Annotated in this window: 20 protein-coding genes and 1 pseudogene; 11 read left to right on the top strand and 10 right to left on the bottom strand. The window is 41.3% G+C overall.

Features of this window, described 5'->3' with window-relative positions; all coding sequences use genetic code 11:
* Position 1: 1 nt before the first annotated feature.
* From AC3IT7_RS10815 to AC3IT7_RS10805, 3 genes are all read right to left on the bottom strand, one after another.
* Positions 2 to 484, bottom strand: coding sequence for an NfeD family protein (locus AC3IT7_RS10815; protein ID WP_489248476.1), 483 nt, complete (start codon positions 482 to 484; stop codon positions 2 to 4).
* A 98-nt stretch (positions 485 to 582) separates the two neighbouring features.
* Positions 583 to 1,500: a patatin-like phospholipase family protein gene (locus tag AC3IT7_RS10810; protein WP_489248475.1), complete on the bottom strand. Its 918-nt coding sequence runs from the start codon at positions 1,498 to 1,500 to the stop codon at positions 583 to 585.
* 63 nt (positions 1,501 to 1,563) lie between these two features.
* A complete protein-coding gene (locus AC3IT7_RS10805; protein ID WP_489248474.1) occupies positions 1,564 to 2,193 on the bottom strand; it encodes a 1-acyl-sn-glycerol-3-phosphate acyltransferase in 630 nt (209 codons plus the stop codon).
* A 132-nt stretch (positions 2,194 to 2,325) separates the two neighbouring features.
* Here AC3IT7_RS10805 and AC3IT7_RS10800 point away from each other — a divergent pair, with 132 nt between their 5' ends.
* From AC3IT7_RS10800 to AC3IT7_RS10790, 3 genes are all read left to right on the top strand, one after another.
* Entirely contained in the window at positions 2,326 to 3,582 is a 1,257-nt protein-coding gene (locus AC3IT7_RS10800) for an MFS transporter (protein WP_489248473.1), read from the top strand.
* 346 nt (positions 3,583 to 3,928) lie between these two features.
* Complete coding sequence (locus AC3IT7_RS10795; RefSeq protein WP_489248472.1) at positions 3,929 to 5,191, top strand: DcaP family trimeric outer membrane transporter; 1,263 nt, start codon at positions 3,929 to 3,931, stop codon at positions 5,189 to 5,191.
* A gap of 259 nt (positions 5,192 to 5,450) precedes the next feature.
* On the top strand, positions 5,451 to 6,152 hold the full coding sequence (locus AC3IT7_RS10790; protein ID WP_489248471.1) for an HAD family hydrolase: 702 nt from the start codon (positions 5,451 to 5,453) through the stop codon (positions 6,150 to 6,152).
* Between the two features lies 1 nt (position 6,153).
* Here the strand turns inward: AC3IT7_RS10790 and AC3IT7_RS10785 are convergent, their stop codons facing one another.
* The gene (locus AC3IT7_RS10785; protein WP_489248470.1) at positions 6,154 to 6,831 is read right to left on the bottom strand and encodes a DUF421 domain-containing protein; all 678 of its coding nucleotides are present in this window, start codon (positions 6,829 to 6,831) and stop codon (positions 6,154 to 6,156) included.
* A 445-nt stretch (positions 6,832 to 7,276) separates the two neighbouring features.
* Between AC3IT7_RS10785 and AC3IT7_RS10780 the strand changes: the two genes are divergently transcribed.
* Positions 7,277 to 7,993, top strand: coding sequence for a carbonic anhydrase (locus AC3IT7_RS10780; protein WP_489248469.1), 717 nt, complete (start codon positions 7,277 to 7,279; stop codon positions 7,991 to 7,993).
* 50 nt (positions 7,994 to 8,043) lie between these two features.
* Here the strand turns inward: AC3IT7_RS10780 and AC3IT7_RS10775 are convergent, their stop codons facing one another.
* Entirely contained in the window at positions 8,044 to 8,580 is a 537-nt protein-coding gene (locus AC3IT7_RS10775) for a hypothetical protein (RefSeq protein WP_489248468.1), read from the bottom strand.
* Between the two features lie 162 nt (positions 8,581 to 8,742).
* On the opposite strand from AC3IT7_RS10775, the gene AC3IT7_RS10770 reads away from it, so the two are divergent.
* On the top strand, positions 8,743 to 9,786 hold the full coding sequence (locus tag AC3IT7_RS10770) for a molecular chaperone DnaJ (RefSeq protein WP_489248467.1): 1,044 nt from the start codon (positions 8,743 to 8,745) through the stop codon (positions 9,784 to 9,786).
* Positions 9,787 to 10,160: 374 nt separating this feature from the next.
* Entirely contained in the window at positions 10,161 to 10,532 is a 372-nt protein-coding gene (locus AC3IT7_RS10765; protein WP_489248466.1) for an endonuclease domain-containing protein, read from the top strand.
* Positions 10,533 to 10,704: 172 nt separating this feature from the next.
* Here the strand turns inward: AC3IT7_RS10765 and AC3IT7_RS10760 are convergent, their stop codons facing one another.
* Together AC3IT7_RS10760 and AC3IT7_RS10755 are read right to left on the bottom strand one after the other, a co-directional pair.
* Positions 10,705 to 11,559, bottom strand: coding sequence for a hypothetical protein (locus tag AC3IT7_RS10760; RefSeq protein ID WP_489248465.1), 855 nt, complete (start codon positions 11,557 to 11,559; stop codon positions 10,705 to 10,707).
* 137 nt (positions 11,560 to 11,696) lie between these two features.
* On the bottom strand, positions 11,697 to 14,591 hold the full coding sequence (locus AC3IT7_RS10755) for a valine--tRNA ligase (protein WP_489248464.1): 2,895 nt from the start codon (positions 14,589 to 14,591) through the stop codon (positions 11,697 to 11,699).
* Between the two features lie 173 nt (positions 14,592 to 14,764).
* Here AC3IT7_RS10755 and AC3IT7_RS10750 point away from each other — a divergent pair, with 173 nt between their 5' ends.
* The 3 genes from AC3IT7_RS10750 (at position 14,765) to AC3IT7_RS10740 (ending at position 17,753) form a co-directional block, all read left to right on the top strand.
* Positions 14,765 to 15,436: a hypothetical protein gene (locus AC3IT7_RS10750; RefSeq protein WP_489248463.1), complete on the top strand. Its 672-nt coding sequence runs from the start codon at positions 14,765 to 14,767 to the stop codon at positions 15,434 to 15,436.
* Positions 15,437 to 15,454: 18 nt separating this feature from the next.
* Positions 15,455 to 16,261 (top strand): SDR family oxidoreductase, encoded by an 807-nt coding sequence (locus AC3IT7_RS10745; RefSeq protein WP_489248462.1) that lies wholly within the window; start codon positions 15,455 to 15,457, stop codon positions 16,259 to 16,261.
* Between the two features lie 217 nt (positions 16,262 to 16,478).
* Positions 16,479 to 17,753: a glutaminase gene (locus AC3IT7_RS10740; RefSeq protein ID WP_489248461.1), complete on the top strand. Its 1,275-nt coding sequence runs from the start codon at positions 16,479 to 16,481 to the stop codon at positions 17,751 to 17,753.
* Positions 17,754 to 17,886: 133 nt separating this feature from the next.
* Here the strand turns inward: AC3IT7_RS10740 and AC3IT7_RS10735 are convergent.
* A pseudogene (locus AC3IT7_RS10735) lies at positions 17,887 to 18,015 on the bottom strand (DAK2 domain-containing protein); the annotation flags it as partial.
* A gap of 157 nt (positions 18,016 to 18,172) precedes the next feature.
* Between AC3IT7_RS10735 and AC3IT7_RS10730 the strand changes: the two are divergent.
* Both AC3IT7_RS10730 and AC3IT7_RS10725 read left to right on the top strand, forming a co-directional pair.
* Entirely contained in the window at positions 18,173 to 18,538 is a 366-nt protein-coding gene (locus AC3IT7_RS10730) for an endonuclease domain-containing protein (RefSeq protein ID WP_489248460.1), read from the top strand.
* Between the two features lie 128 nt (positions 18,539 to 18,666).
* Positions 18,667 to 19,029, top strand: coding sequence for an endonuclease domain-containing protein (locus AC3IT7_RS10725; RefSeq protein ID WP_489248459.1), 363 nt, complete (start codon positions 18,667 to 18,669; stop codon positions 19,027 to 19,029).
* An 83-nt stretch (positions 19,030 to 19,112) separates the two neighbouring features.
* On the opposite strand, the gene AC3IT7_RS10720 is transcribed toward AC3IT7_RS10725, so the two are convergent.
* Together AC3IT7_RS10720 and metH are read right to left on the bottom strand one after the other, a co-directional pair.
* Positions 19,113 to 20,441, bottom strand: coding sequence for a hypothetical protein (locus AC3IT7_RS10720; RefSeq protein WP_489248458.1), 1,329 nt, complete (start codon positions 20,439 to 20,441; stop codon positions 19,113 to 19,115).
* A gap of 232 nt (positions 20,442 to 20,673) precedes the next feature.
* Positions 20,674 to 24,360, bottom strand: a complete 3,687-nt coding sequence (metH, locus tag AC3IT7_RS10715) for a methionine synthase (protein ID WP_489248457.1) — start codon at positions 24,358 to 24,360, stop codon at positions 20,674 to 20,676.
* Positions 24,361 to 24,885 lie beyond the last annotated feature (525 nt).

Raw genomic sequence — 24,885 nt, 5'->3', positions numbered from 1 at the left:
CTTATTCACCTTTTTCATTCTGATAATGAGTGCTGTGGGGCTGTACGACCAGATCATTCCCCAGAATATCCACGACGCGAACACGGTCACCGACCTGAACCTGATCCAGAGTACGACATTCCCATTCATCCGAGCCTAAAACCGGCATCGGGAAACGTACCCGGATTTGTTCATGTTCCAGATTGGTCTGAATCACCATGCCAATCTGGCCAATAGTCGCTTCACGAGACAGGCCAGCTTTGGTTTTATCAATCGAAAGTGGCTTGATAAATTTAAACCATGCCAGCGTACAAAGGACGGATAGAGCAATCCAGGTCAGGATCTGGGTGGTCAGTCCCATCGTCGGGAACATCCAGTATAAAATGCCCACTAAAATGGCGCCGATACCAAACCACAGGGCAGCAAAAGCGGGTAGAAGCAATTCCGAAAGAATCAGCAAAAAGCCTAATACAAACCAGTGCCAAGGTTCAATAACAAATTCCATATCGTGACCTATATCGCTAAGTGTTTAATTAATCATCATTATGTGATTAAGCCCAATGTAACAGATGCAGGTTCAGATGAATATAAAAAATTCGTACCTTAAAATTTCGCAGCAGGTGCCGGTTTAAATGCGGCAGGAGACTGCTTGAAATCAGTAATCATTTTCTGGATGGCACGAATTTTCAATTGCGTGGCTTTTTCACCTTCGAGGATGGTTTCATTACTGGCCTTTAAATCCAGAGTACCGATATGCCCCACTTTGGGCTGAATCACGACATTGGCCTGCTTCAGTTCTTCATTAATACTTTGCTGGCCCATAATATTAATGGTCTGATCCAGCAGGCCCCACATATTCACAGCTTTGTTGCTGTCAGGACGTGCAGAAATATCCACCGCAATCACCAGATCGGCACCCATATCCCTGGCAGTTTTCACCGGAATCGGACTGACCAGCCCACCATCGACATATTTCAGACCACCAATCGTGGCCGGAACAAATACATTGGGAATACTGCATGATGCGCGCACCGCCTGTCCGGCATTGCCTTTAATAAAATCTGCCTTGCGTCCAGTGTCCAGACCGGTCGCCACCGCAGCAAACCGGATTGGGAACTGTTCAATCGGTTTATTTGCCACATTTTTATTGACGAAATCCTGTAACTTTTGTCCGGCAATAATTCCTTGCCGGTTCAAGGTTAAATCACGAATGTCCGACTCCTTAAAGTTCAAGGCAATTTGCTGTAACTGATAAGGTGATTTGCCACTGGCATACAGACTGCCGACAAAACTGCCGGCACTGGTGCCTGTAACAATTTTCGGTTTAATGCCGTGCGATTCCAGCACCTTAATCACGCCAATATGGGCAAAGCCTTTGGCACCGCCACCCCCCAGCGCAATTGCAATTACAGGTTCGCGAGCTTGAAGCGGGGTAGGAGTCGGTGTGGTTTTACTGGCTTTGTCACAGGCAGCCAGACTGAGGCCAAGACAGCCAATCAGAGCATAAGAAGCTAATTTCATTGTAGAAAATGATCACTAAATCATCAAAATATAAGCTATCAGAGCAAAAAAACAGGATTTTGCCTAGTCTTTTTTCAACAGCTTTTGTAACGGTCTGGCAATCCACTGCGGATTTTTTGCCGAGATCTTGCCTTGATAATGGGCATAAATCTGAGCCAAATCATGTTCATAATTGCCTGTAGGTTGATAGACTCCCAGAATATGAATGGTCTTGATATCATAATCAAACGCCAGCATCACAATGGGCAAGCCAGCCTGCTTGGCAATATGATAAAAGCCACTGCGGATTTTCTCTGGCGCTTTACGTGAACCTTCAGGTGCCATACCGACCCAGATCTGGGATTTTTGCTGGATGATTTCCACGATCTGCTGGGTATGACCTTGTGGGCTGTCCCGAACCACCGGAATCACCCCGATCCATTCGAGTAATGGCTTTAACGGTGTGTGGAACAGACTGTCTTTACCAAAAATAGTGACCTTTAACCCGATAGCTAAGAGCGCAACAAAACCATGCCAGGCATCAATATTGGAGGTATGCGGAGAAATAATTGCAACGGCTTTGGGTAAATCAGGAAATTCGCCTTCGAGCTGCCAGCCTTGGGCTAAAAAAATCCGTTTAAAAAAATAACGGCTGAGTCGACTGCCCCGACCGGGAACCAAGGGTGGCAGTACTGGAAAGTGCTTTGTAGTCATGATAAAAGTCTCTTCCTGAAACATATTTTTCTTTATTTTTAATGATATTAGGCTTTTACTTGATGTTTTTCATTGGCAAAATGTCCAGTTTGTTGAATGATTTCTGACTGTTTTGCCGATTAAGGACCCAGCATGCCGAATATGCGGAATAGCTACATTTTGTTATTTTCCCTGTATTGGGCACAGGGGCTACCGGTCGGATTTATGACCCATGCTTTGCCAGTGATTTTACGGGCGGAGGGGGTTTCCCTGGCCCAGATCGGTGGCTTTGGGTTGCTTATGCTCCCCTGGTCAATCAAGGTGTTTTGGGCGCCATTGGTCGACCGCTTCGGTTCTGGTTCTATCGGACATTATCGAAGCTGGATTATTCCGCTGCAATTGCTTTCTGTCGCGGTACTGATTGCCTTGTCCTTTTTACCCATTCAGGCTCTGGATCAGCCGGTCTATCTGTTGGCCTTTTTTATGGCATTACTGTTTATGAATGGCGTAGGGGCGACACAGGATATTGCTACCGATGCACTGGCCGTCAATATTCTGAAAAATGAACAGCAGCATTGGGGCAATACCTTTCAGGTGATTGGATCACGTTTAGGGTTTATTGTCGGTGGTGGTGCCATTTTACTTTTTTTAGACCTGTTGCAATGGCAAAGCACTTTTCTACTTTTGGCTGCACTGGTTTTTCTAAATACACTGCCTGTTTTAAAATTTAAAGAGCCACAGCATCACTCGGTCGCGTCTGAGCAAATTACTGCTGCCACTCGATTCACAATCAAAGCCTATTTTCGGTATTTTTATACGTATCCAAGCCTGCGCTGCTGGTTGCTGGTCTTGCTGACATTTAAAGTCGCAGATGGGCTATCTGGCCCTTTGCTGAAGCCTTTAATGGTCGATCTGGGTCTGAGCTTTACTCAGATTGGTGTGTACGTGACCATGCTGGGTGCAGGTGCTGCCCTGATCGGAGCAGGTCTGGCAGGCTATTGCCTGAAGTTCTTTTCACGCCGTTATTGTTTAATGTCTTTTTCGGTGTTCAAAATACTGACTTTAATTGCTTATACCTGGCTGGCAGCACAATATGAAGCCCAGCTTAAGGTCGAAAACTGGCTGATCTATATCATTAATGCAGCAGAAGATCTGGTTTCAGCGATGCTGTTGGTAGTCATGCTGACTCTCATCATGCAATACAGCCGTAAGCATCTGGCGGGGACTGATTTTACCTTTCAAGTTTCAATTATGGCGACGGTAAGTGGTGGCTTGTATATGTTGAGTGGGGTAGTGGGGGATTATTTAGGCTATGCAAAATATTTAACCTATATTGTCTGTATCAGCATAGTGCTTTTATTGCCTATCCTATTTTGGGGAAAAATAGATCAACAATCGCAGTCATTATGAAATATGAATGAAAGCTGGCTGAAAAAGAAGCAATTTGTTTTAAAAGTATGGTTAATACATATTATAGATAAAAGTATGAGATAAAAATGATTTCAAACTGATTCGAAAGTTGTTAAATTCTTGATGTTTTCAAGTGGCTTGTTGTGTAGCTAGGGTTAAAAATGTAAGTGCAGTCAAATACGTGACATGACGCCTGAGCTTTTAACTCGACCTATATTGGGTGAGTTATCTTTCGAGATCACAACCAAGCTATTTCATAATTATAGATATTCCACACGGTATAGGTTTCAGTTGAAATCACCGAACTTTCAATGCCAGTGAAGATTTGTTCACTATGGAGAATGTAATGAGTCAAGTTTTAACAAGAAAGTTTTTAGCTAAAGGATTAGCAGTGGCAGTAGCAACATTGATGCTGGGGACTGTTGCACATGCTGAAACACAAGAGCAAAAAGAAATTAAGCAGCTGCGCCAAGAAATTGAAGCACTAAAAACATTAGTATTACAGCAGCAACAAGTTCAGCAAACTCAAGCAGTGCAAATAGAACAAGTCAAAGCAACCCCACAACAATCAGCAGTTGCACCGAAAGCCCTAAGTACAAAATCGGATACTGAAGTGAAGCTATATGGTTTCGTTCGTGGTGATGCGAACTATATCATTGAAGGTTCAGCAGGTGACTTCTCTGATGTTGCAAAAACCAATGGTCAAACGAATGACAAGTTCGTTGCAACAGCAAAAACAACACGAATAGGTTTAGATTTTAAAACCAATGTTGAAGGTGCAGAAATTGGCGGTAAACTTGAAAGTGATTTTGCAGGTACTAACGATTCATTCCGTGTACGTCAAGCATATTTAACCTATGAAAATTGGTTGATTGGTCAAACACAATCTACCTTCTTGTCAAATCATGCACCGTTTATGATTGACTTCAGCACCAACGTCGGTGGGGGTACTACCCGTCTACCAATGGTTCGTTATGGTTTTGATTTGACACCGGCAACGCAATTGTTCCTGGCTGCAGAAAAACCAAACTCAAGTGCTGCAGAGATCAAATCAAGCGTACCAACATTGACTGCTAAATTGGCACACAACTTTGATGACAAAAAAGGTAATGCGTCTGCACGTGCTTTAGTTGAAGTTTATAAAGATGAAAACATTAACAAGCGTAAAGCAGGTTGGGGTCTAGCTGCAGGTACAACCTATCAAGTGCTTGATCCTTTAAAAGCGACGCTAGATGTCAGCTATACCAAAGGTGTAAACGGTATTCTGTATGGTACCAATGCCAATGATGCATTTGTAGATGATGAAAATGACCGTAATATTGAGCAAAATGAAATTTGGGCGGTACAAACGGGCTTAACGTATAGCATTTTACCTAACTTAAAAACCTCAGTTGGTTATGGTGCATTGTTTGCTGATAAAGACTCAGATTATGCAAAATTCAATGATGTTGCAAACAAAGAGGTACAACAAGCTTGGGTAAACTTGGTGTATTCACCGGTTAAACCACTTGAGTTTGGTGTTGAGTATGTCAATGGTGAGCGTGAGAACTTTAAAAATGAGAAATTCAAAGATAACCGTATTGGTTTAATGAGCAAATATAGCTTTTAATTGATGATGTGAAGCTAAAAAAAATCCCATCATTTGGTGGGATTTTTTACATCAATACTTTAGGACAGGATTTTTTTAATGACGCCTAGGGATTGGTACAGGCTTAGAATACAAGTTCTAATTTTAGAACGTGCTAAAAGCGGTGCTTCGGCACCGCTTTTTTATACTTGAAACTACAAAACTTAGCAATTTTAGTTCTGATGCTTAAAGTGTCAGGCTGATAACATGACTATAAACCTTAGCATTCCTTTTTAAAACTATGACTATTCAAGCTGTTTTATTTGACCTTGATAATACCTTGACCCATCGTGATCTCACCGCACAAGCTTATAGCCGCTCTCTGGCAGAGTATTATGCTCCGGCTCTGGCACAGGTCGAACCAGAAAAAATTATCGAAATTGTAAGACGCATCGATAATGGTGGTTATCCGAAAAAGGAATTGTTGACGCATGGCAGTATCGGAGCTTCGGCGGCTTATGCCTTATTACAGGAGCTATCCTGGTTAAATCCTCCCAGTATAGAAGAGCTGGCCCAGTTCTGGTTCAGCCAGTTTGGTCGTTGCGCTGTAGAAATGCCGGATGCCAAACAGGTACTAGAACAGTTGAAATCCCAAGGCTATCAACTGGCGATTGTTTCCAATGGTGGACACGACACCCGTTTAAATACCATTCGGGGTTTGGGGATTGCCGGTTATTTTGATGAAATCATCAGTTCGGGATTAGTCGGCTTTAGCAAACCCCAACCGGAAATTTTCCAGATTACAGCAGCGCGCCTGGATGTCCTGCCTGAACATTGTTTATATCTTGGTGATCATCCGGTGAATGATGTACAGGGAGCCAAGAGTGCCGGTATGCATGCCTTGTGGATGCAGGGTTTTCATCCTGATGCCGAAGAAATTCAATATAAAACTCAGCAGTTACCTGAAATTTTCACACATTTACAACGCCTGAATCAGGTTTAATTTAAGTGATACGGGTACAGTTCATCGCTTCAGCCCATTGCGAGGAGTCGCAGCGAGGACATTGTTGTGTCGCTTTGACCAGGTTTTGAACCTGACCACAGTAAATACAGGCATATAAACGCTCTGCGTCCACCTGTTCGACGATCGAGCAGGTTTTAGGAAATAGCGGCAGGCCGTATTTCACCTGATCATCGCTAAAATATAACACACTGAATTTACCATCGGTTTCCAGTAATCCGGTACGTACCTGACCGAGATGTTCAACACCTTGCTGGCGCATTTCGGCAAAGAATTCATCATGTGACATTTTGCCTTTTTTAATCTCTTCGATGACCAGTACACCATTTTCCACGATATAAATTGGTTTGCCTTCCAGTAGGTCTTCAAACCATTGATATTTCATCATCAGCCAGGTGGTTAGGCGATACATCAAGATAATCACCGACATGACCAGAACTGCCTGAATCAGGGGAATATCTTCAGTAAACATCGGATCGCCGGCAATTGAGCCCAAGGACAGAATGATCGCAACTTCAAAGATCGAAAGTTGCCGCACACCACGTTTTCCTGTCAGGCGTAAAAACAGGATAATCATGATGTACATCAACATACAACGCAGCAAAATCTCTGATGCAAATGCCCAAGTTGTATCCTGAATAAAGATTGAGGCCCAATCCATTCGGCGGCTCCTATTTTATGGGTTGCACCGAGTCTAGCAATCCAGCCGGTTTATTTACTGCTGTGTTTGTGTAAGTTTATGAATAGGCGATAGATTATTAAAAAATAAAACGATCTTAATCATTATTTTATTCCCGGGATTATCGAAAATAAGATAGAAGTTTCATGTAAATATTGCATAAATATTCACCATTCTGATTGTGAGTGAAATCACATTTTTAAAGTATTCTTTTTGATTGATTAGAATAATTATCTCATTGAAATATAATTAATAAATTTTGATTAAGCGGCTTATTGTCAGCTTGAGTGTTTGGAAAATTGTAAATGAATCACCCAAATTGAGTAAAAATCTGTAGTTTGTGCCCTGAAAAATAGTAAGTGATAAAGCTAAAAAATTGTTTTCTAAATGAAAAATTCTTGATAACGGTTCTAAGAGGGACAATATTGTGAAAAAAGTATTCACATTTTTAACGGTGCTTGGTTTGAGTACAACAGGCTATGCAGATACCAATTGGGGCTATACACAGCCTGAAAAATGGTCAAATTTAAGTCAGAAATATGCTGCCTGTGATGGTGTGTATCAGTCGCCAATTAATATTGAACGGACAGTAAAAGCGCAACTGGAACCGCTTAAATTTAGCTATAACACCATGATTCATGCCATTGAAAATAAAGGTCATACCATTCAGGTAGATTTTGCCGAAGGGGGAGAACTGGAACTGGATGGTGAGCGTTTTGAGCTGAAACAGTTCCATTTGCATAGTCCGAGTGAAAACCTGATTAAAGGTAAAAGCTATCCTTTAGAAATCCATTTTGTACATGCCAATGCTAAGGGCGAGCTGGCAGTGGTTGGCATGATGTTCGAGCAGGGGCAGGACAGCCAGATGCTAAAACGCATGTGGAACCGTCTGCCGAAAAAGCAGGGTGAAAAAGTTGTGCTAAAGACACCACAACCAGTCAATCAGTTGTTGCCTAAAAATCTGGATTATTATCGCTTTAGTGGTTCTTTGACCACACCACCTTGCTCAGAAGGTGTGCGCTGGCTGATTCTAAAAGAGATCCAGCAGGCTTCGGCCAAACAGATCGCTGAATTCTCCAAATTGATGGGACATCCGAATAACCGTCCGGTACAGCCATTAAATGGTCGTGTGATTGTGGAATAATCATTTTATTTGAGTCATTCACCTACATAATGCTGCTTTAAGCAGGCAATCTAAGATTGTAGGTGATGGCTCTCTTCAATCTGTTTAATCAGCTGACGGCTGACATCATGAATATGTTGGCTATGTTGAGTCAGTAAAGCCTGATGCTTGAGCTGCTTCCGGTTTTCAGGCTGTAATAAATGTTGTTGCAGAATCTCTTCGGAATGAAACAGCTCAAATGCCAATTGATTCAGGTTTGGGTCATAAATTTGACTGTGTACAAATATATGCAGTTCTTTAGAAAAGACCGGAATCAGTTCCAGGTATTCAGTTTCCAAGGTATGCAGGATATTTTGGGTACTTTGTTGATGTGACTGCATTTGTTTAATAAAGTCAGCACTATAGCGCCGAATACGATACAGCGTTGGCAGCATCGTGACAAAGAATTTTTGTTTTTGCATGTCTTGTAAGGCGTTATCGCGATTTTGCGCCAGATGATTTAAATATAAGGGCACACTAATGGCGACAAAAATCGCAAACACAGATCCCAGCGCTTGTACCCACGCAGCCAGTTCCTGATTAAAGATTAAATCTGCCTGAGTCGCCATCTGAATCTCCTTTCAGCCCAGTGATGATTGAAGCGATTTCCATATTTATTGATATTAAACAAAATTTATTGGTATAGGGTGTATATTTGTGTCGATAACTGACATACATCTGGCTGATAAAACCGTTAAACTGAGCACTCTGTCCTGCTTATCTTGAATATCATGTCTTTCAATTTAAAAACCATGATTCAGCCATTCACAGCGCTTTCGCCACAGCAGAAAAAGCTGGATCGCCTGATTGATAAAATTGAACAGCAGAAGCTGGAGCTTGCACAGTGGCAGCAGGCTGAACAAGAGATTCGACAATATACACAGCAAACTTTCATACCGGTCTATCATGAATTGCATGGTGTTTTGTTCGCGCAGCTTGAACAGTTATGGCAGCATCTGCATGAGGCAGAATTTTCCAAGGCCGAGATCGTGGTACTGGATGAAAAAATTCAATCCCTTGCCGCTTACTTAAAAGATTCACAGGCAATGTCGGTGCAACAAGCCATTAAAGTCAATGAAATTTATAATTACTATCAGCAGCTGAATGAACATGCCCAATTTAGAAAATGCCAAAACAAAACAAATGAACTAGAACGATTCTTTGAAGACCAAAATGGTTTAGATCCGACTGATACAGATGATTCTGAAGAATGGAATGCTGAACATTTTCAACAGGCACGTGAGCAAGCCAGACTAAAACGTCAGCAGGAAAAACAGGCGCAGGCTACAAAACTGGCAGAGCAGTCATTGAAAACGGTCTATTTAAAAATTGCTGCCATCATCCATCCTGACCGTGAATCGAACGATATAAAAAAAATAAAAAAGACAGAGTTGTTGCAACATGCCAATGCGGCTTATGAAAAGCAGGATTTATTCACTTTATTGAAAATGCAGCTTCAGGTCGAGCAAGACCGGGATCCTTCACAAAAAGGTTTGAATGCTGAGCAACTGAAGTTTTATCAACTGGCGTTAGATGCGCAGAGTCAGACATTACAAGGTCAAATTGATACATTAATTGAGACTTTGGTGTGGTCGGATAAAACCAGAGTTGCGGTGAAAAAGTCGAAAGGTAAGCTGCAGATTACTGACCTGTATAAGCAGATTGATGAAGATACTGCCACTGTAAAACAGCAGATTAAACTAGAAAAAGAACGGTTAAAATATATCAAGAAGGTGAGTGGCTTAGAGATGTTTTTGAGGCATGGGATGCTTTAACTTTTTATTCGCATAATAACTCTAAACTTAATAATGAAAATTCCCTCTCCTTGTAGGAAAGGGGAAATCCATTACAGAATAAATTTAAGCTAGAATTTCAATATTGGAATTAAATAACAATAAATTAAAGTCACAATGAAAGTTCCCTCTCCCTATGGGAGAGGGCTAGGGTGAGGGAAGAATTTATAATGAAAGAAATTTAAAAGCACCTCTCCCTAACCCTCTCCTGAAAGGAGAGGGAATTTCCATTGAGTATCAAGCAGCAATAGAATTCATAAAGGTTACTCCCTCTCCCTGTGGGATGAGAAGCACTGCTTCGCAAGGGGGTGAGGATAATCTGATATAATTATTTAAAAATAAAAAATAAATCTCAAATGAATAAGAAGCTCGATCCCCAATTATTAGAATTCGCCAAATCCATGCGCCACACTGCCACCGATGCAGAACATTTAATGTGGCAGCTTCTACGTGCTAAGCGATTTATGAATCTTAAATTTCGTCGTCAGCATGTGATCAAACCGTATATTGTGGATTTTTACTGCTATGAAATTGGTTTGGTGATTGAGTTGGATGGCAGTCAACATGGAATGGATGAGGGACAAGAATATGATGTTGAACGAACCAAATTTTTAGAGGTCTTGGGTTTAACTGTGGTGCGGTATTGGAATCATGATGTGTTGGGGCAGACGGATGTGGTATTGGAGGATTTGTGGAATGTGTGTATTGAGCTGAAATTAAATCAATAATGTAAGCTCCTTCTCCCTTTGGGAGAAGGCGGGGGAAAGAGGGTATCTAAAATCAAATGCACCTCTCCCTAACCCTCTCCTGGAAGGAGAGGGAATTCCCATTGAGTATCAAGCAGCAATAGAATTTATAAAGGTGGCTCCCTCTCCCTATGGGAGAGGGCTGGGGTGAGGGTTATCTTTTAAAATTAATAATATCTTTTAGCGATTGAATAGTATTATTTGAATTTTGGGCTTCAATACGATTTTTTTCTAATTCGATAGTTGTTTCATCTTTTTTAAGAATGAAATTTCTTTCAGTTTTAAGTAGCGTGTCTAGCGCATTGGACAATAACTTGAAGTTTCCAGATTGCTTTGCTAAGTGCAATGCTAAATATTTACCTTCTAGATTCGTCATTTCATTTTGAAAATACTTTATTTCGTCTAAACTCTTTTTATAAAGATTTAAAAAGAAAAATGAAAAGAACTCAATAAAAATTACGATTAAAACTCTTGGTAAAAAGTAAGAAATTAGATTTGGATAGTCTGTGTATAAAGTAATATTAGGGATTGTCGCAATTAGATAAAAAACTCCTAATATACTTAGGGTGATTCCAATGAATAAGTTAACAGTCCCACGTCTAGCTAGGCTGGATATTTCCTGTCTAATTCGATCAAGAGAGGGCTGTGTTAAAGTATAGATTTCTTTAATTTTTAATCTTTCTTCTAATTTTATTAAGTATTCATTAGTAATATTTGATTCTAACTGATCGTTCAATTTACTTAATATTAGAGACTTTTCTTCATCAGAGATCTTTAGCATTGATTCAAGATTATGATTTTTAAAATTTTCAAAATCATTTTCTAAATATTGAAGTCTTTTAGGTATCGAATGTTCATTAGAGTTATTTTGTTGTGCATTATTTAAATAATTTGCAAATAATGGGAATATTAAAGTTAACAACGTAATAAAAATTAAAAGCCAAAAAACAGGTGTAAAAGGAATATTTTTTTCATAACTGAAACCGAAGAAATCAAAGATTCCTGGCATAAAAAATCTATGTACAGAGTAAACTATAATTGTAGAAAATATTAAGAGAAACCAAATTGTCTTATAATTTTTCATAAAAAATAAAGGGCTGAATAATCAGCCCTTTATACTACGAAATTGATTAAATTACCAACACATTAAAGCGCTGCAATCTGCTCCATATTCGCTTTAATCTTCGCTAACTGATCAGCAAACTCAGCAAGTTTTACTTTCTCGCCTTCAACCACAGCAGCAGGTGCTTTCGCTACAAAACCTTCATTACCAAGTTTAGTCGCAATTTGGTCATGCTGTTTTTGAACCTTGTCTAAGTCTTTTTGTAGACGACCCAATTCCGCTTTAGGATCAATTAAACCCTTCATTGGAACGAATACAGATACGTGACCGACTACAGAAGATGAAGACAATGGCGGTTGTTCAACATCGCTAAGGAAAGTAATGCTTTCAACTTTCGCCAACGCTTTAAACAACGGTTCAATACGTGCAATTTGAGCTTTTTCAGCATCAGTGGTGTTTTGAAGCAGAACAGGCAACAAGCGAGCATTACCTAGACCCATCTCACCACGGATATTACGTACCGCACCAATCAAACCTTGCAGCCATTGCATATCTGCTTCAGCTTGGTCATTGATAAGCGCTTGGTCAGCAACAGGGTACTGTGCCAGCATAATCGTTTCACCAGAAATATTTAGTTTCGGTGCAAGTGTTTGCCAGATTTCTTCTGTTAGGTACGGCATCAAAGGATGAGCCAAACGTAACGATGCTTCCATCACAGCAAGAAGAACACGACGTACTTCAGCTTTACGCTCAACCGATACGTTTTCATCATTCAGAACAGGCTTGGTTAACTCAACATACCAGTCACAGTATTCATTCCAAATGAACTCGTAAATTGCTTGTGCAGCCAAGTCTAAACGATACGTTGCAAATGCTGTTTGCACTGCTTGTTCCGCTTTTTGCAGACGGCTTACGATCCACTGTTCAGGCAATTCCCAAAGGTCTTGACGGACTTCTTGACCAATCACTTGCTCTTCGCAGTTCATCATCACGAAACGGGTTGCGTTCCAGATTTTGTTGGCAAAGTTACGGTAACCTTCAACACGTTTCATGTCGAACTTAATGTCACGACCGGTGTTGGCAAGCGCACAGAAGGTGAAACGTACTGCATCTGTACCGTAAGATTGAATCCCTTCTGGGAATTCTTTACGGGTTGATTTTTCAATTTTCGATGCCTGTTTCGGGTTCATCAAACCTGTTGTACGTTTTTGTACTAAAGTTTCAAGATCCACACCGTCAATTAAGTCTAATGGGTCAAGCACATTACCCTTAGATTTAGACATTTTCTGACCTTCGCCATCACGTACCAAACCGTGTACATACACAGTTTTGAACGGAACTTGTGGCGTACCATCTTCATTTTTCATGAAGTGCATGGTCATCATGATCATGCGGGCAACCCAGAAGAAGATGATGTCGAAACCTGTTACAAGTACATCAGTCGGGTGGAAGGTATTTAAGAAGTAGTTTTCTTTATCTTTCGCTTCGTCGCCAGTCCAACCTAAAGTTGAGAATGTCCAAAGACCCGATGAGAACCAGGTATCTAGCACATCTTCGTCTTGGTTTAATTGAACATCAGCAGGGATGCCATTTTTCTCACGTACTTCAGCTTCGTCACGACCTACGTAAACATTACCGTCTACATCGTACCAAGCCGGGATACGGTGACCCCACCACAATTGACGAGAGATACACCAGTCTTGAATGTTGTTCATCCAGGCCATGTACATGTTGCTGTATTGCTCAGGTACAAATTTGATGTCGCCATCTTTAACTGCTTTGATTGCAGGTTCAGCAAGTGGAGCGATCTTCACATACCATTGGTCTGTCAATAACGGCTCAACGATCACACCTGAACGGTCACCGCGAGGTGGTTTCAATGTGTACGGTTGAATTTGGTCTAACCAGCCTTCAGATTCAGCTTGTTCTACTAATTTTTTACGTGCTTCAAAACGTTCTAAACCAATATAGTCCGCAGGTGCAGGAATGGTTTTAGAAATTTGCTCGCCCGCTTTTGCGATATATTCAAATTCAGCAAGAACTTCAGCATTTTTGTTGAAGATGTTGATGATTGGCAATTCGCAGCGTTTACCCACTTCATAGTCATTGAAGTCGTGTGCTGGGGTGATTTTTACACAGCCGGTACCAAATTCTTTATCGACATATTCATCTTTGACAATGGCAACACTACGGCCGGTAATTGGCAGGATGATGTTTTTACCCACCAAGTCTGCATAATGTTCATCATCAAGGGCAACTGCAACCGCAGTATCACCAAGCAATGTTTCAGGACGTGTGGTTGCAACAACGATGTAATCCTTACCATCGTGGGTACGAAGTGACTTGTCTTCAAAGAAATATTTGAAGTGCCACAGTGAACCTGCTTCTTCTTTATCAGACTCAACTTCCAGGTCAGACAGTGCAGTTTGGAGTTTTGGATCCCAGTTAACCAGGCGTTTACCACGGTAGATCAGACCTTGTTCATGCAGTTTAACAAACACTTCTTTAACCGCATTGGATAGGCCTTCATCCATGGTGAAGCGTTCACGTGACCAGTCGACAGAAGAACCCAAACGACGGATTTGACGGGTAATGTTGCCGCCAGACTGTTCTTTCCATTCCCATACTTTTTCGATGAACTTTTCACGCCCCAGGTCATGACGGCTAATGCCTTCTGCACCGAGCTGACGCTCAACAACCATTTGCGTTGCAATACCTGCGTGGTCCGTACCCGGCTGCCACAGGGTATTTTTACCCGACATACGGTTATAACGCGTCAACGCATCCATGATGGCATTGTTAAAACCATGACCCATGTGCAGATTACCGGTGACATTCGGCGGTGGAATCATGATACAGAAAGACTCGCCCTTTTCAGACGGCTTGAAGTAGCCACGCTCTTCCCAAGTTTGGTACCATTTTTTCTCGATCTCAGTCGGATCGTAAGTTGTCGCGATATTTTGCGCTGAATCAGTCATAGTCTAAACAGATCAAAAGTAGATAAAAAATTGGATCTATTGTAGCAAAAAAAATAGTGCGTGCGGCAGCTTCACCAAAAGCAAACTTTAGCCAATTGGCATGCAGATGAACTCGTCGTATGATGGAACGATAACAAATGCGACTCAGCGCAGAAGATTAAAAGGATAATAAGATGAGCTATAGTATAGCCCTCAAGATCCAGCCTGAAACCCATCAGCGCTTTATTGAGCTTCATTCCAGATTAAACGCCGGTGATCCAGACAGTCTGGCCAAACCGCTCGGTGAGAATCTGGCCGATATGGCCTGCGAGATTATTGACCAGATTTTCGGTCAGATGGCGCAGGTCGCCAAATCTCCCGACAGTGAATCTGAAAAAGTGATTCAGCATATTATTGAAACGACACGTAAATACATGCCCTGGTCGGTCTCCTTATTTGGTAATGAGCGGCTGATGCCCATGGTGAATTATCTGCATCGCATGACTTATGAGCATGAAGGCCATGCTTTTGTGCGCTATCCGGTCGAAAAAATGCTGGTCACGGAATTGCTGGGCTGTATTGACCAGATGCGGGCTGGCAATCATCAGTATGTATCACCGGCACTTAAAGCTTTTACCCAAGTGGTTGATCAAGGCGTGACCCATCTGATTCGTGAACCAAAAAATATATTGAAGTTTAATCTCGTGGTCGATAAAACCTTAAATGGGGTGATTCATCTCACCACTCAGCTTGGTTATAAGCGCTTTGACAAACTCGGTAGTGTGTATGATGCCCATACCATGAGTTATTATTTTGAGCATTTTCTGGCATTTCTGGAAGATGAAATGTCGCATAATATCCATTAACAGAGGGAACAGAATTTCATGGCGAAAGTCGAAAGTTTAAATGGAAAAGTGGTCTGGATTACCGGGGCATCGTCAGGAATTGGCAAGGCGATTGTACAGCAATGTGCGGCACAGGGAGCACAGGTGGTATTGACTGCGCGCCGGCAGGAAGAACTGGAAAATGTGCGCCATAGTCTGAGCAATCCGGATCAGCATATTTCCATCACGGCTGATATCACCGATGAAAATCAGGTACGCCATGCCTATGAGCAGGTTCTGCAACAAAAAGGCCGGATTGACTGGCTGATCAATAATGCCGGACTCAGTCAGCGTGCCTTGATTGCGGAAACCACGATGCAGACTGAACGCGCCATCATGGAAGTCGATTATTTCTCGCAGGTATTTCTCACCAAAACCGTGCTCCCCACTTTTCTGACACAAAAATCTGGCCGTATCGTGTTTATTTCCAGTGTCGCAGGTTTGCTCGGTACTCAATATCGTGCCTCTTATTCTGCAGCCAAGGCCGCGATTCATATGTGGGCCAACAGTTTACGTGCCGAAGTGGCAGATCAGGGGATAGGGGTTTCGGTGATTTTCCCCGGATTTGTCAAAACCAATGTGTCCCTGAATGCCTTAAATGGTGAAGGTAAACCGCAAGGGCATGCCGATGAAGCGATCGAAAATGGCCTGTCTGCGGAGGACTTTGCCCGTCAAACTGTACAAGCCTTGCAGCGCGGCGAAGAATATATCGTAATTGGCGGTAAGAAAGAAAAACTTGGGGTACTGGTTTCACGTATTTCACCTAAAGTGCTATACAAGATGATCCGTAAAACCAAAGTGAAATAAATGATCCAGAATCAATAAAAAGGGCAGCAGTGTCCTTTTTTAATGCCTTTTAAAGATAAAATGAACACAAAAATGCAATTTATTACTAGAGAAATTGACGCAAAGTGTGCACAACCGATCACATAGTTATGCAGAAAATTACCTTTTTACTCTGGTACTTAAGTCAAAACCCGTTATGTTTATTAAAAATAACAGCCAAATGGAATAAGCTCATTCGATGAAGACACCGGTGCCAGACTATCTCAAGCATGTTCTAACTTCCTGCCGTGACAATGATAAAGGTGCCTTGGCAGATTATATTCCTGAGCTGGCAGCTGTCGATCCGGACAAGTTTGCTTTGGCGCTTTCCACTGTAGACGGCACGATTTATTCCACCGGTGATGACGAAGTTGAGTTCACCATGCAGTCCATGTCCAAGCCTTTTGCTTATGCCTTGGCCTTGCAAAAAGTCGGCCTGACCAAGGTCATGGAAAAGGTCGGCGTGGAACCGTCGGGCGAGGCTTTTAACCAGATTTCACTGGAAAAAGACTCCAATATTCCAAAAAACCCGATGATCAATTCGGGTGCCATTACCACCCATTCCCTGATTCCCTATAAACGCACAGTGTCCCGTGCAGAGCAGTTGCGGCGTTTTTTAAGTGGTCTGGCTGGGCGTGAACTGAGTTTTGATACTGATGTATATAGCTCTGAACTAAAAACAGCGTTCCGTAACAGATCCTTGGGCTATATGCTACGTACCGTGGGGGTGCTGGAAGAAGATCCGGAAGCGATTGTTAATGGTTATATCAAGCAGTGTTCAATCAAGGTCACGGTCAAAGACTTGGCAATGATTGCCGGAGTACTCGCCAACGGTGGGATTCAGCCGCAAACCGGTAAAAAATTGCTGGATCGCTCTGTAGTGCGGCAGGTCTTGAGTGTGATGCTCACCTGCGGGATGTATGATGCTGCCGGTGACTGGCTGAGCACGGTGGGTATTCCGGCCAAAAGTGGGGTCGCAGGCGGTATTATCGGCGTGTTGCCTGGACAGGTGGGCATGGCGGTATTTTCACCGCGAATTGATCAGCATGGGCATAGTGCGCGTGGAGTCGATATCTTTGAACGAATGTCCCGGGAAATGGGGCTACATTTAATGGAAGGAACGCCGTCGGCACAAACCATCTTACAAAACCGTTATCTCATTGGAAAACGCGACCATGTGGTGGTGTATGAACTGCGTGGCGTATTACAGTTTACTGAATCGGAAATGCTGCTGCGTATTTTAGAAGATGAACCGGAAGGCAAAAAACGAATTGTGCTGGATCTGACCAATTTGACCCTGATTCATAATGTCGGTGCCCGGATGTTGTTTGAAGGCGTGGCTCGTTTGAAAAAGGATGGTCATCCTGTTGTGGTGGTTGACTCGGAAGGAATTTTGAGTGAAGCACAGATGAAGGGCAATAAAAGAGTTGTAGTTAAAGAAAAACTGGATAAGTATCTAGAAAAGTTTCAATAAATATTTTTCTGCTATTTTCATTGAAAGCATGATTTAGCATCATAGCCAGGAAATAAAAAAGCCTCGATGGTTCGGGGCTTTTTTAATAAATGATTTATTTAATATGTTCTGTAATATCAGTAAAGATTAAACCTCAGCTATAGGCACCTGCATCAGGATAGCCTAAGCTACGGTCACCGACAGTTCCGGCACGACCCATACGCGCCACGATGTCTTTGGTCGATTCGGTGCCTTGAACATATAATTTATCAGTATTATTTGATAGCTTCAAAAAGAATCTCCCTCTTGCGAAGTAATGCTTCTCATCTTTGACAAAGAGGGACTTTTCATGAATTTAATTGCAGTTTTGGATTCGTGAAGCTCCTCCCGTTTTTTAAAGGAGGTCAGGAGGGATTAAAAAACACATTAGTAGAATAAAAATGAAACCCTACAATAAAAACTTAAAACAAGCCTCGCGTGATTTACGCAATAACATGACCGATGCAGAAAAGCTGTTGTGGTCAAAACTTCGCAATAAGCAAATTTTAGGTTTGCAGTTTTATCGGCAAAAGCCCATTTTAAATTATATTGTGGATTTTTATTGTCCTGCTGCAAATTTGGTCATTGAGTGTGATGGAAGTCAGCACTTTACAGATGAAGGCTTAGAATTAGATCGAATTCGAGATGAAGCATTGGCTCAACTGGGATTGAAGGTGCTTAGGTTTGATAATGGGCAGGTGATGGGGTGGATTGATGATGTGGCGGAAGTGGTTTATCGGTATTGTTTGAATCAGTTAGTAGATTAATCCCCCTAAATCCCCCTTTTGCAAAGGGGGACTTTCCGTGAATTTGATCACGGTTGTGGATTAGCATAGTTCCTCCCTTTTTAAAGGGAGGTTAGGAGGGATTAAAAAAATACATTAGTAGAATAAAAATGAAACCCTACAATAAAAACTTAAAACAAGCCTCGCGTGATTTACGCAATAACATGACCGATGCTGAAAAGTTATTATGGTTCCGACTTCGGAATAAGCAAATTTTAGGTTTGCAATTTTATCGGCAAAAACCCATTTTGAATTACATCGTGGATTTTTACTGTCCGGCTGCAAATTTGGTCATTGAGTGTGATGGAAGTCAGCACTTTACAGATGAAGGCTTAGAATTAGATCGAATTCGGGATGAGGCTTTGGCTCAGATTGGGTTAAAGGTTTTGCGGTTTGATAATGGGCAGGTGATGGGACAGATTGATGATGTGGTGGAAGTGGTTTATCAATTTATTCAACAAGAATCCCCCTAAATCCCCCTTTGATTAAGGGGGACTTGTCATGAATTTAATTACGGTTTTGGATTCGTGTTGTTCCTCCCTTTTTTAAAGGGAGGTTAGGAGGGGTTTTTTATACAGAATGATAATTCACAAGTAGGTTTTGCTGAATGAGTGAATTTTTCATATTGAAATTCAAGTAACTTATCGTGTGACATGTATGAAAAATTTTCCAAGTTATAAATATTCTCTATATGGTCGTGGTTTAAACTAGATTGCAGTGAGTTTTTGAGTAAGCAATTTATAGCTTCAATGTAGATACTTAAGTACTGTGGAATAAGATTAAGGTCATAGAGAAATAGTTTAATTTTTAATAGCTCCACAGTATCTTCATTGCCTTGAATATAGTAGGTTAATGTAGAAGGATTAAAATCATCATCTAATTTAATCAGCTTAGATCCGAACCAAATTTCATCGCCAACATCTTTATACTTAACGTGAAGTTTGCAGTCACTTAGATAATTTTCAGCTTTGTATACATTCCAACCATTTTTTAATGGAGTATCAATTAATTTTCTTTTTTTTAAATTTCTATCTTTTATGAGAGAAAATGACTTAAGAAGCTGTTTATAATTTTCAATCTTGTGGATTTTTATGTGATGAAACCACTCATCTATCAAATTTTTTTGAGTCCGAAAGTTAATGATGACTAAAAACTTTGTAAGAGCGATAAGTTTTTTACTATCAATAAAAAAATGAAGTCGTACGAATATCTCCTCATATTTTATATATAGGAGGAAAAACCAAAAAAAAGGTAAGTAAAGGGTTGTTAGAATAATAGGTATAAAGAAATCTTGTAATGTTTGATATTTTGCAAAATTTGTGAAGTCTCTATAAATCTGAATTAAAAAATGAATCAAAAAAAATAAAAAAATAAATGTTAATAAGTAATCACAAAGTTTTTTAACTTTAATGTGTTTTGGATTATGCTGAGCAACAGTACTAAAGAGAGCTAGAATGCTAATAATGGGAAAAACTATAATCAGCTCTATGATAAAGTTGAATGTGTAAAAGTTGGTAATAAATTGAAGAAAAACACTTAAGTTTATTGAAGATTTTATAGTGTCAATAAAGAAATCTTTCGAATTTTCTTTGATGGTATTTAAGCTAAACATTGTGCCGATGGCAAAAAAAACATACCAAAAAAATGTGTTTTTAAGTTGGCTAAAATCCCAAATTTTTATTTGATATAAAATAAATACAACTATCAATAAATACGTAGTAATTAATAAAATAGAAGTTATGATTTTTATTTGAAAAAAAGCCTTGATCACAGCTATAAGAGAGTTTCTGAGCTGAGGATTTTTTACAGAGTAGAGTACTAAAACTATTATAAATATAGTTCCCCAAGTTATAGATGCTATTTCTCTTGTGTTAAATTGATCCATAGTAGACTTTTTAATTTTAATAACTAATCATAACTTAATTTTTATAGTTATTTAATCCCTCCCAACCTCCCTTTAAAAAAGGGAGGAGCTGTCAGGTAATCAATTTGATAGGCGAAAGTCCCTCTTTTTTAAAGGGGGATTCAAAGATTAGAAATAAAAAACCCCCTCACTCGAGGGGATTTTTAGTTCCCTCCTTTAATAAAGGAGGGTTAGGGTGGATTCAAAGAATCAATTAAACAATCGAATCATCCAGATTCGGTGCTAACCAACGTTTTGCCTCATCCAAGGTCCAACCCTTACGCTTCGCATAATCTTCCAGCTGGTCGCCAGAGATTTTACCCACGTTAAAGTATTCAGTTTCAGGGTGTGCATAATAGAAACCGCTGACAGATGAAGGTGGCCACATCGCAAAGCTCGAAGTCAGGTACGTACCAATCTTATCGGTCGAACCTAACCAGTCAAACAATGACGCTTTTTCAGAATGCTCAGGACAAGCAGGGTAGCCCGGTGCAGGACGGATCCCGACATACTTCTCTTTGATCAATTCTTCATTCGACAATTGTTCATCTGCTTGGTAACCCCAGAACTCTCTACGAATACGCTCATGTAAATGCTCGGCAAAGGCCTCGGCAAAACGGTCACCCAAAGCCTGAACCATAATCGCGCTGTAATCGTCGCCTTTGGCTTTATATTCTTGAGAAAGTTCTTCCGCACCGAAAATCGAAACCGTAAAGCCACCCAAATAATCCTGAGCCACATCTTTCTGTGCAATAAAGTCTGCCAAAGAATAGTTGGCTTTGCCTGTCACCTTGTCAGACTGCTGACGAAGATGCTCAAAAGTATGCGTTACGTTGCCATTTTCATCTGCTACAGCAACTGTATCTGCTGCCACACGGTTGGCAGGATAGATCTTGAATGTTGCGCGGGCATCAAAGCGTTTATTCTCGATAATATCTTTGAGCATGGCTTGTGCCTGTTCATACAGGTCACGTGCTGCTTCACCCACCACTTCATCTTCCAGAATTTTCGGGAATTTGCCTGCCAAACTCCAAGAAATAAAGAATGGTGTCCAGTCAAAGTATTTCACCAAGGTTTCTAAAGGATAGTTGGTGAAGGTTTCTGAACCAATAAAGTTTGGCTTAACAGGGGCATCCTTCGCGAAATCAATTTTGAAGTTATTTTCTACCGATTCAGCATAAGACAACTTGGCTGCTTTTGGCTGTTTGTTGGCTAAACGAGTACGGATTTTGTCGTAATCTTCAATATATTCTGCTGCCATCTTTGGCTTCATCTCGGCAGAGAGTAACTGCGTGACGACACCGACTGCACGTGATGCATCTGCGGTATAGAACACACCATCATTTTGATATTTAGGCGCAATCTTAACTGCAGTATGTGCTTTAGAGGTGGTTGCACCACCAATCATCAACGGAATGTTAAAGCCTTTACGCTGCATTTCTTGTGCAACAAAGACCATTTCATCCAAAGACGGTGTGATCAAACCTGATAAACCAATGATATCGACTTTTTCGTCAATCGCGGTTTGCAAGATTTTTTCACAAGGCACCATTACTCCCAGATCAATGATGTCATAACCATTACAGCCCAGTACTACGCCAACAATATTTTTACCAATATCGTGTACATCACCTTTTACAGTTGCCATCAAAATTTTACCTTTTGCTTGACCGACTGTTTTTTCCGCTTCGATGTACGGGTTTAACCACGCTACTGCCTGTTTCATCACACGGGCAGATTTGACCACTTGCGGTAAGAACATTTTACCGGCGCCAAACAGGTCACCCACCACGTTCATGCCTGCCATCAATGGGCCTTCGATCACATCCAGCGGACGTTTTGACTGTAAACGCGCCTCTTCAGTATCTTGGTCGATATAGGTGGTGATACCTTTAACCAGCGCATACTCAAGACGTTTTTCAACACTTTCATTACGCCATTCAAGGTTTTCTTCAGCTTTTTGCGCACCAGCTTGCCCGCGATATTTTTCTGCAATCTCAAGCAGTTTTTCAGTGGCTTCTTGACCGCTTTCACCCTGGTTCTGGTTCAGCACGACATCTTCAACCGCAGCTTTTAAATCGGCATCAATATCATCGTAAATTGCCATCTGACCGGCATTGACAATCCCCATGGTCATACCTTGTTGAATGGCATGGTACAAGAACACAGAGTGAATCGCTTCACGTACAGGCTCATTGCCACGGAAGGAGAATGAAACGTTGGATACACCACCTGAAATCATGGCATGCGGTAAGTTTTGTTTGATCCAGCCTGTTGCTTCAATAAAGTCCACACCATAGTTGTTGTGTTCTTCAATCCCCGTTGCAATTGCAAAGACGTTCGGGTCAAAAATAATATCTTCAGCAGGGAAGCCAACTTCATTGACTAATACATCATATGAACGCTTACAGATTTCTTTTTTGCGTTCAGCGGTATCGGCCTGACCTTTTTCATCAAACGCCATCACGATCACAGCTGCACCGTACTGACGGCACAGGCGGGCACGTTCAACGAATTCGTCATAACCTTCTTTCAAGGAAATCGAGTTAACAACGGCTTTACCTTGTACGCATTTCAAACCGGCTTCAATGATTTCCCATTTAGATGAGTCAATCATGATTGGCACACGTGAGATATCAGGTTCAGATGCAACCAGATTCAGGAAGTGCACCATTGCACCTTGTGAATCGAGCATGCCTTCGTCCATGTTGATGTCAATCACTTGCGCACCGGCTTCAACCTGTTGACGGGCCACATCTAAGGCTTCGGCAAAGTTTTCTTCTTTAATCAGACGCAGGAATTTTTTTGAACCTGTGACGTTGGTACGCTCGCCGACGTTTACAAACAATGAATCTTTGGTAATGTTAAATGGTTCTAAACCACTTAAGCGACATGCTGGCTCAATCTCTGGAATTTGACGTGGGGTAATGCCTTCAACCGCCTGGGCAATTGCACGGATATGATCCGGCGTGGTACCACAGCATCCGCCAGTGATGTTGATCAAACCGCTTTCGGCAAATTCTTTGATAAATACCGCAGTTTCTTCCGGGGTTTCATCATAACCACCGAAGGCATTCGGTAAGCCTGCATTTGGATGCGCTGACACAAAAGTATCGGCAACGTCAGACACAGTTTTGACATGTGGACGCATTGCATCTGCACCCAGCGCACAGTTAAAACCAATTGAAATTGGCTCGGCATGACGCATGGAGTTCCAGAATGCTTCTGCAGTCTGACCTGTGAGTGTACGACCTGAGGCATCGGTAATAGTGCCTGAAATCATGATTGGCAGTTCATAACCAATTTCTTTAAACACTTCCTTGACAGCAAAGATCGCAGCTTTGGCATTTAAAGTGTCAAACACAGTTTCAATCAGGATGATATCTACGCCGCCTTCAATCAGCGCTTTGGTTGATTCGATATAGTCAACTTTTAAAGCATCAAAGGTGATGTTACGGAAGGCAGGATCATTTACATTGGGTGAAATAGAGGTGGTACGCGATGTTGGCCCGATCACACCGGCCACAAAACGTGGTTTTTCTGGCGTTGAATATTTGGCACAAGCTTCTTTGGCCAGACGCGCAGCTTCACGGTTAATCTCTGGAACCAGATCTTCCATATGATAGTCAGACATGGAAACACGGGTACCGTTAAAGGTATTGGTTTCAATAATGTCCGCACCGGCTTCCAGATAGGCCTCATGAATGCCCTGGATGATTTGTGGTTGGGTCAGAACCAGTAAATCGTTATTGCCTTTCAGGTCATGTGCCCAATCTGCAAAACGCTCGCCACGGTAATCGGCTTCTTCCAGTTTATGGCGCTGGATCATGGTACCCATCGCACCATCGATAATTAAAATTTTCTTGGCAAGAAGTTCTTTTAAGGTGGCAAGTGTCGACATTCAGACTTTCTCAGTAGAAATCAAAAAACATCGGCTATATTAGCAGAATTAATGCTTGAATTCTGCTGGACCTTTCTCAGAATGATGGATAAGCATGATATGAAAATTTGATAAGTCATGGAGAACAGGACAGGTTTTGTCTGTTCTGTACCCAAAGCATAGGGCTAGAAAACGGGATTGGGCCAAGATCGGCAAGAAGCTAGTTTTGAAAATTAAGCTGATGCTTTTATTCATGAAATTGTCATATTCAGTCATTATGCTATGGGCATGAACATTTTGGTCATTTTAATGATTGGCGGAAGCTCGAGGCTTTGAACACGGAAATCCTCAGTGTTTCTGATTTTTAAAAAGCTGGAATTTTATCTTAAGTTAATGATTTGTCGAATCAAACATAAGTATTTTACTTGGAATTAAACAGGACGAATAGCAGCAACAAAATCGAAATAATTGCTTCATATGACGGCAGATTGTCATATAATTGTCACAATTTAACTGAACAATAGGGGAATTCTTGAATCCTCTATT

The sequence above is a fragment of the Acinetobacter sp. KH_038 genome (genome assembly GCF_057839405.1).
The sequence above is the reverse complement of the archived record's forward strand: the minus strand, read 5'-3'. Positions and strand labels throughout refer to the sequence as shown.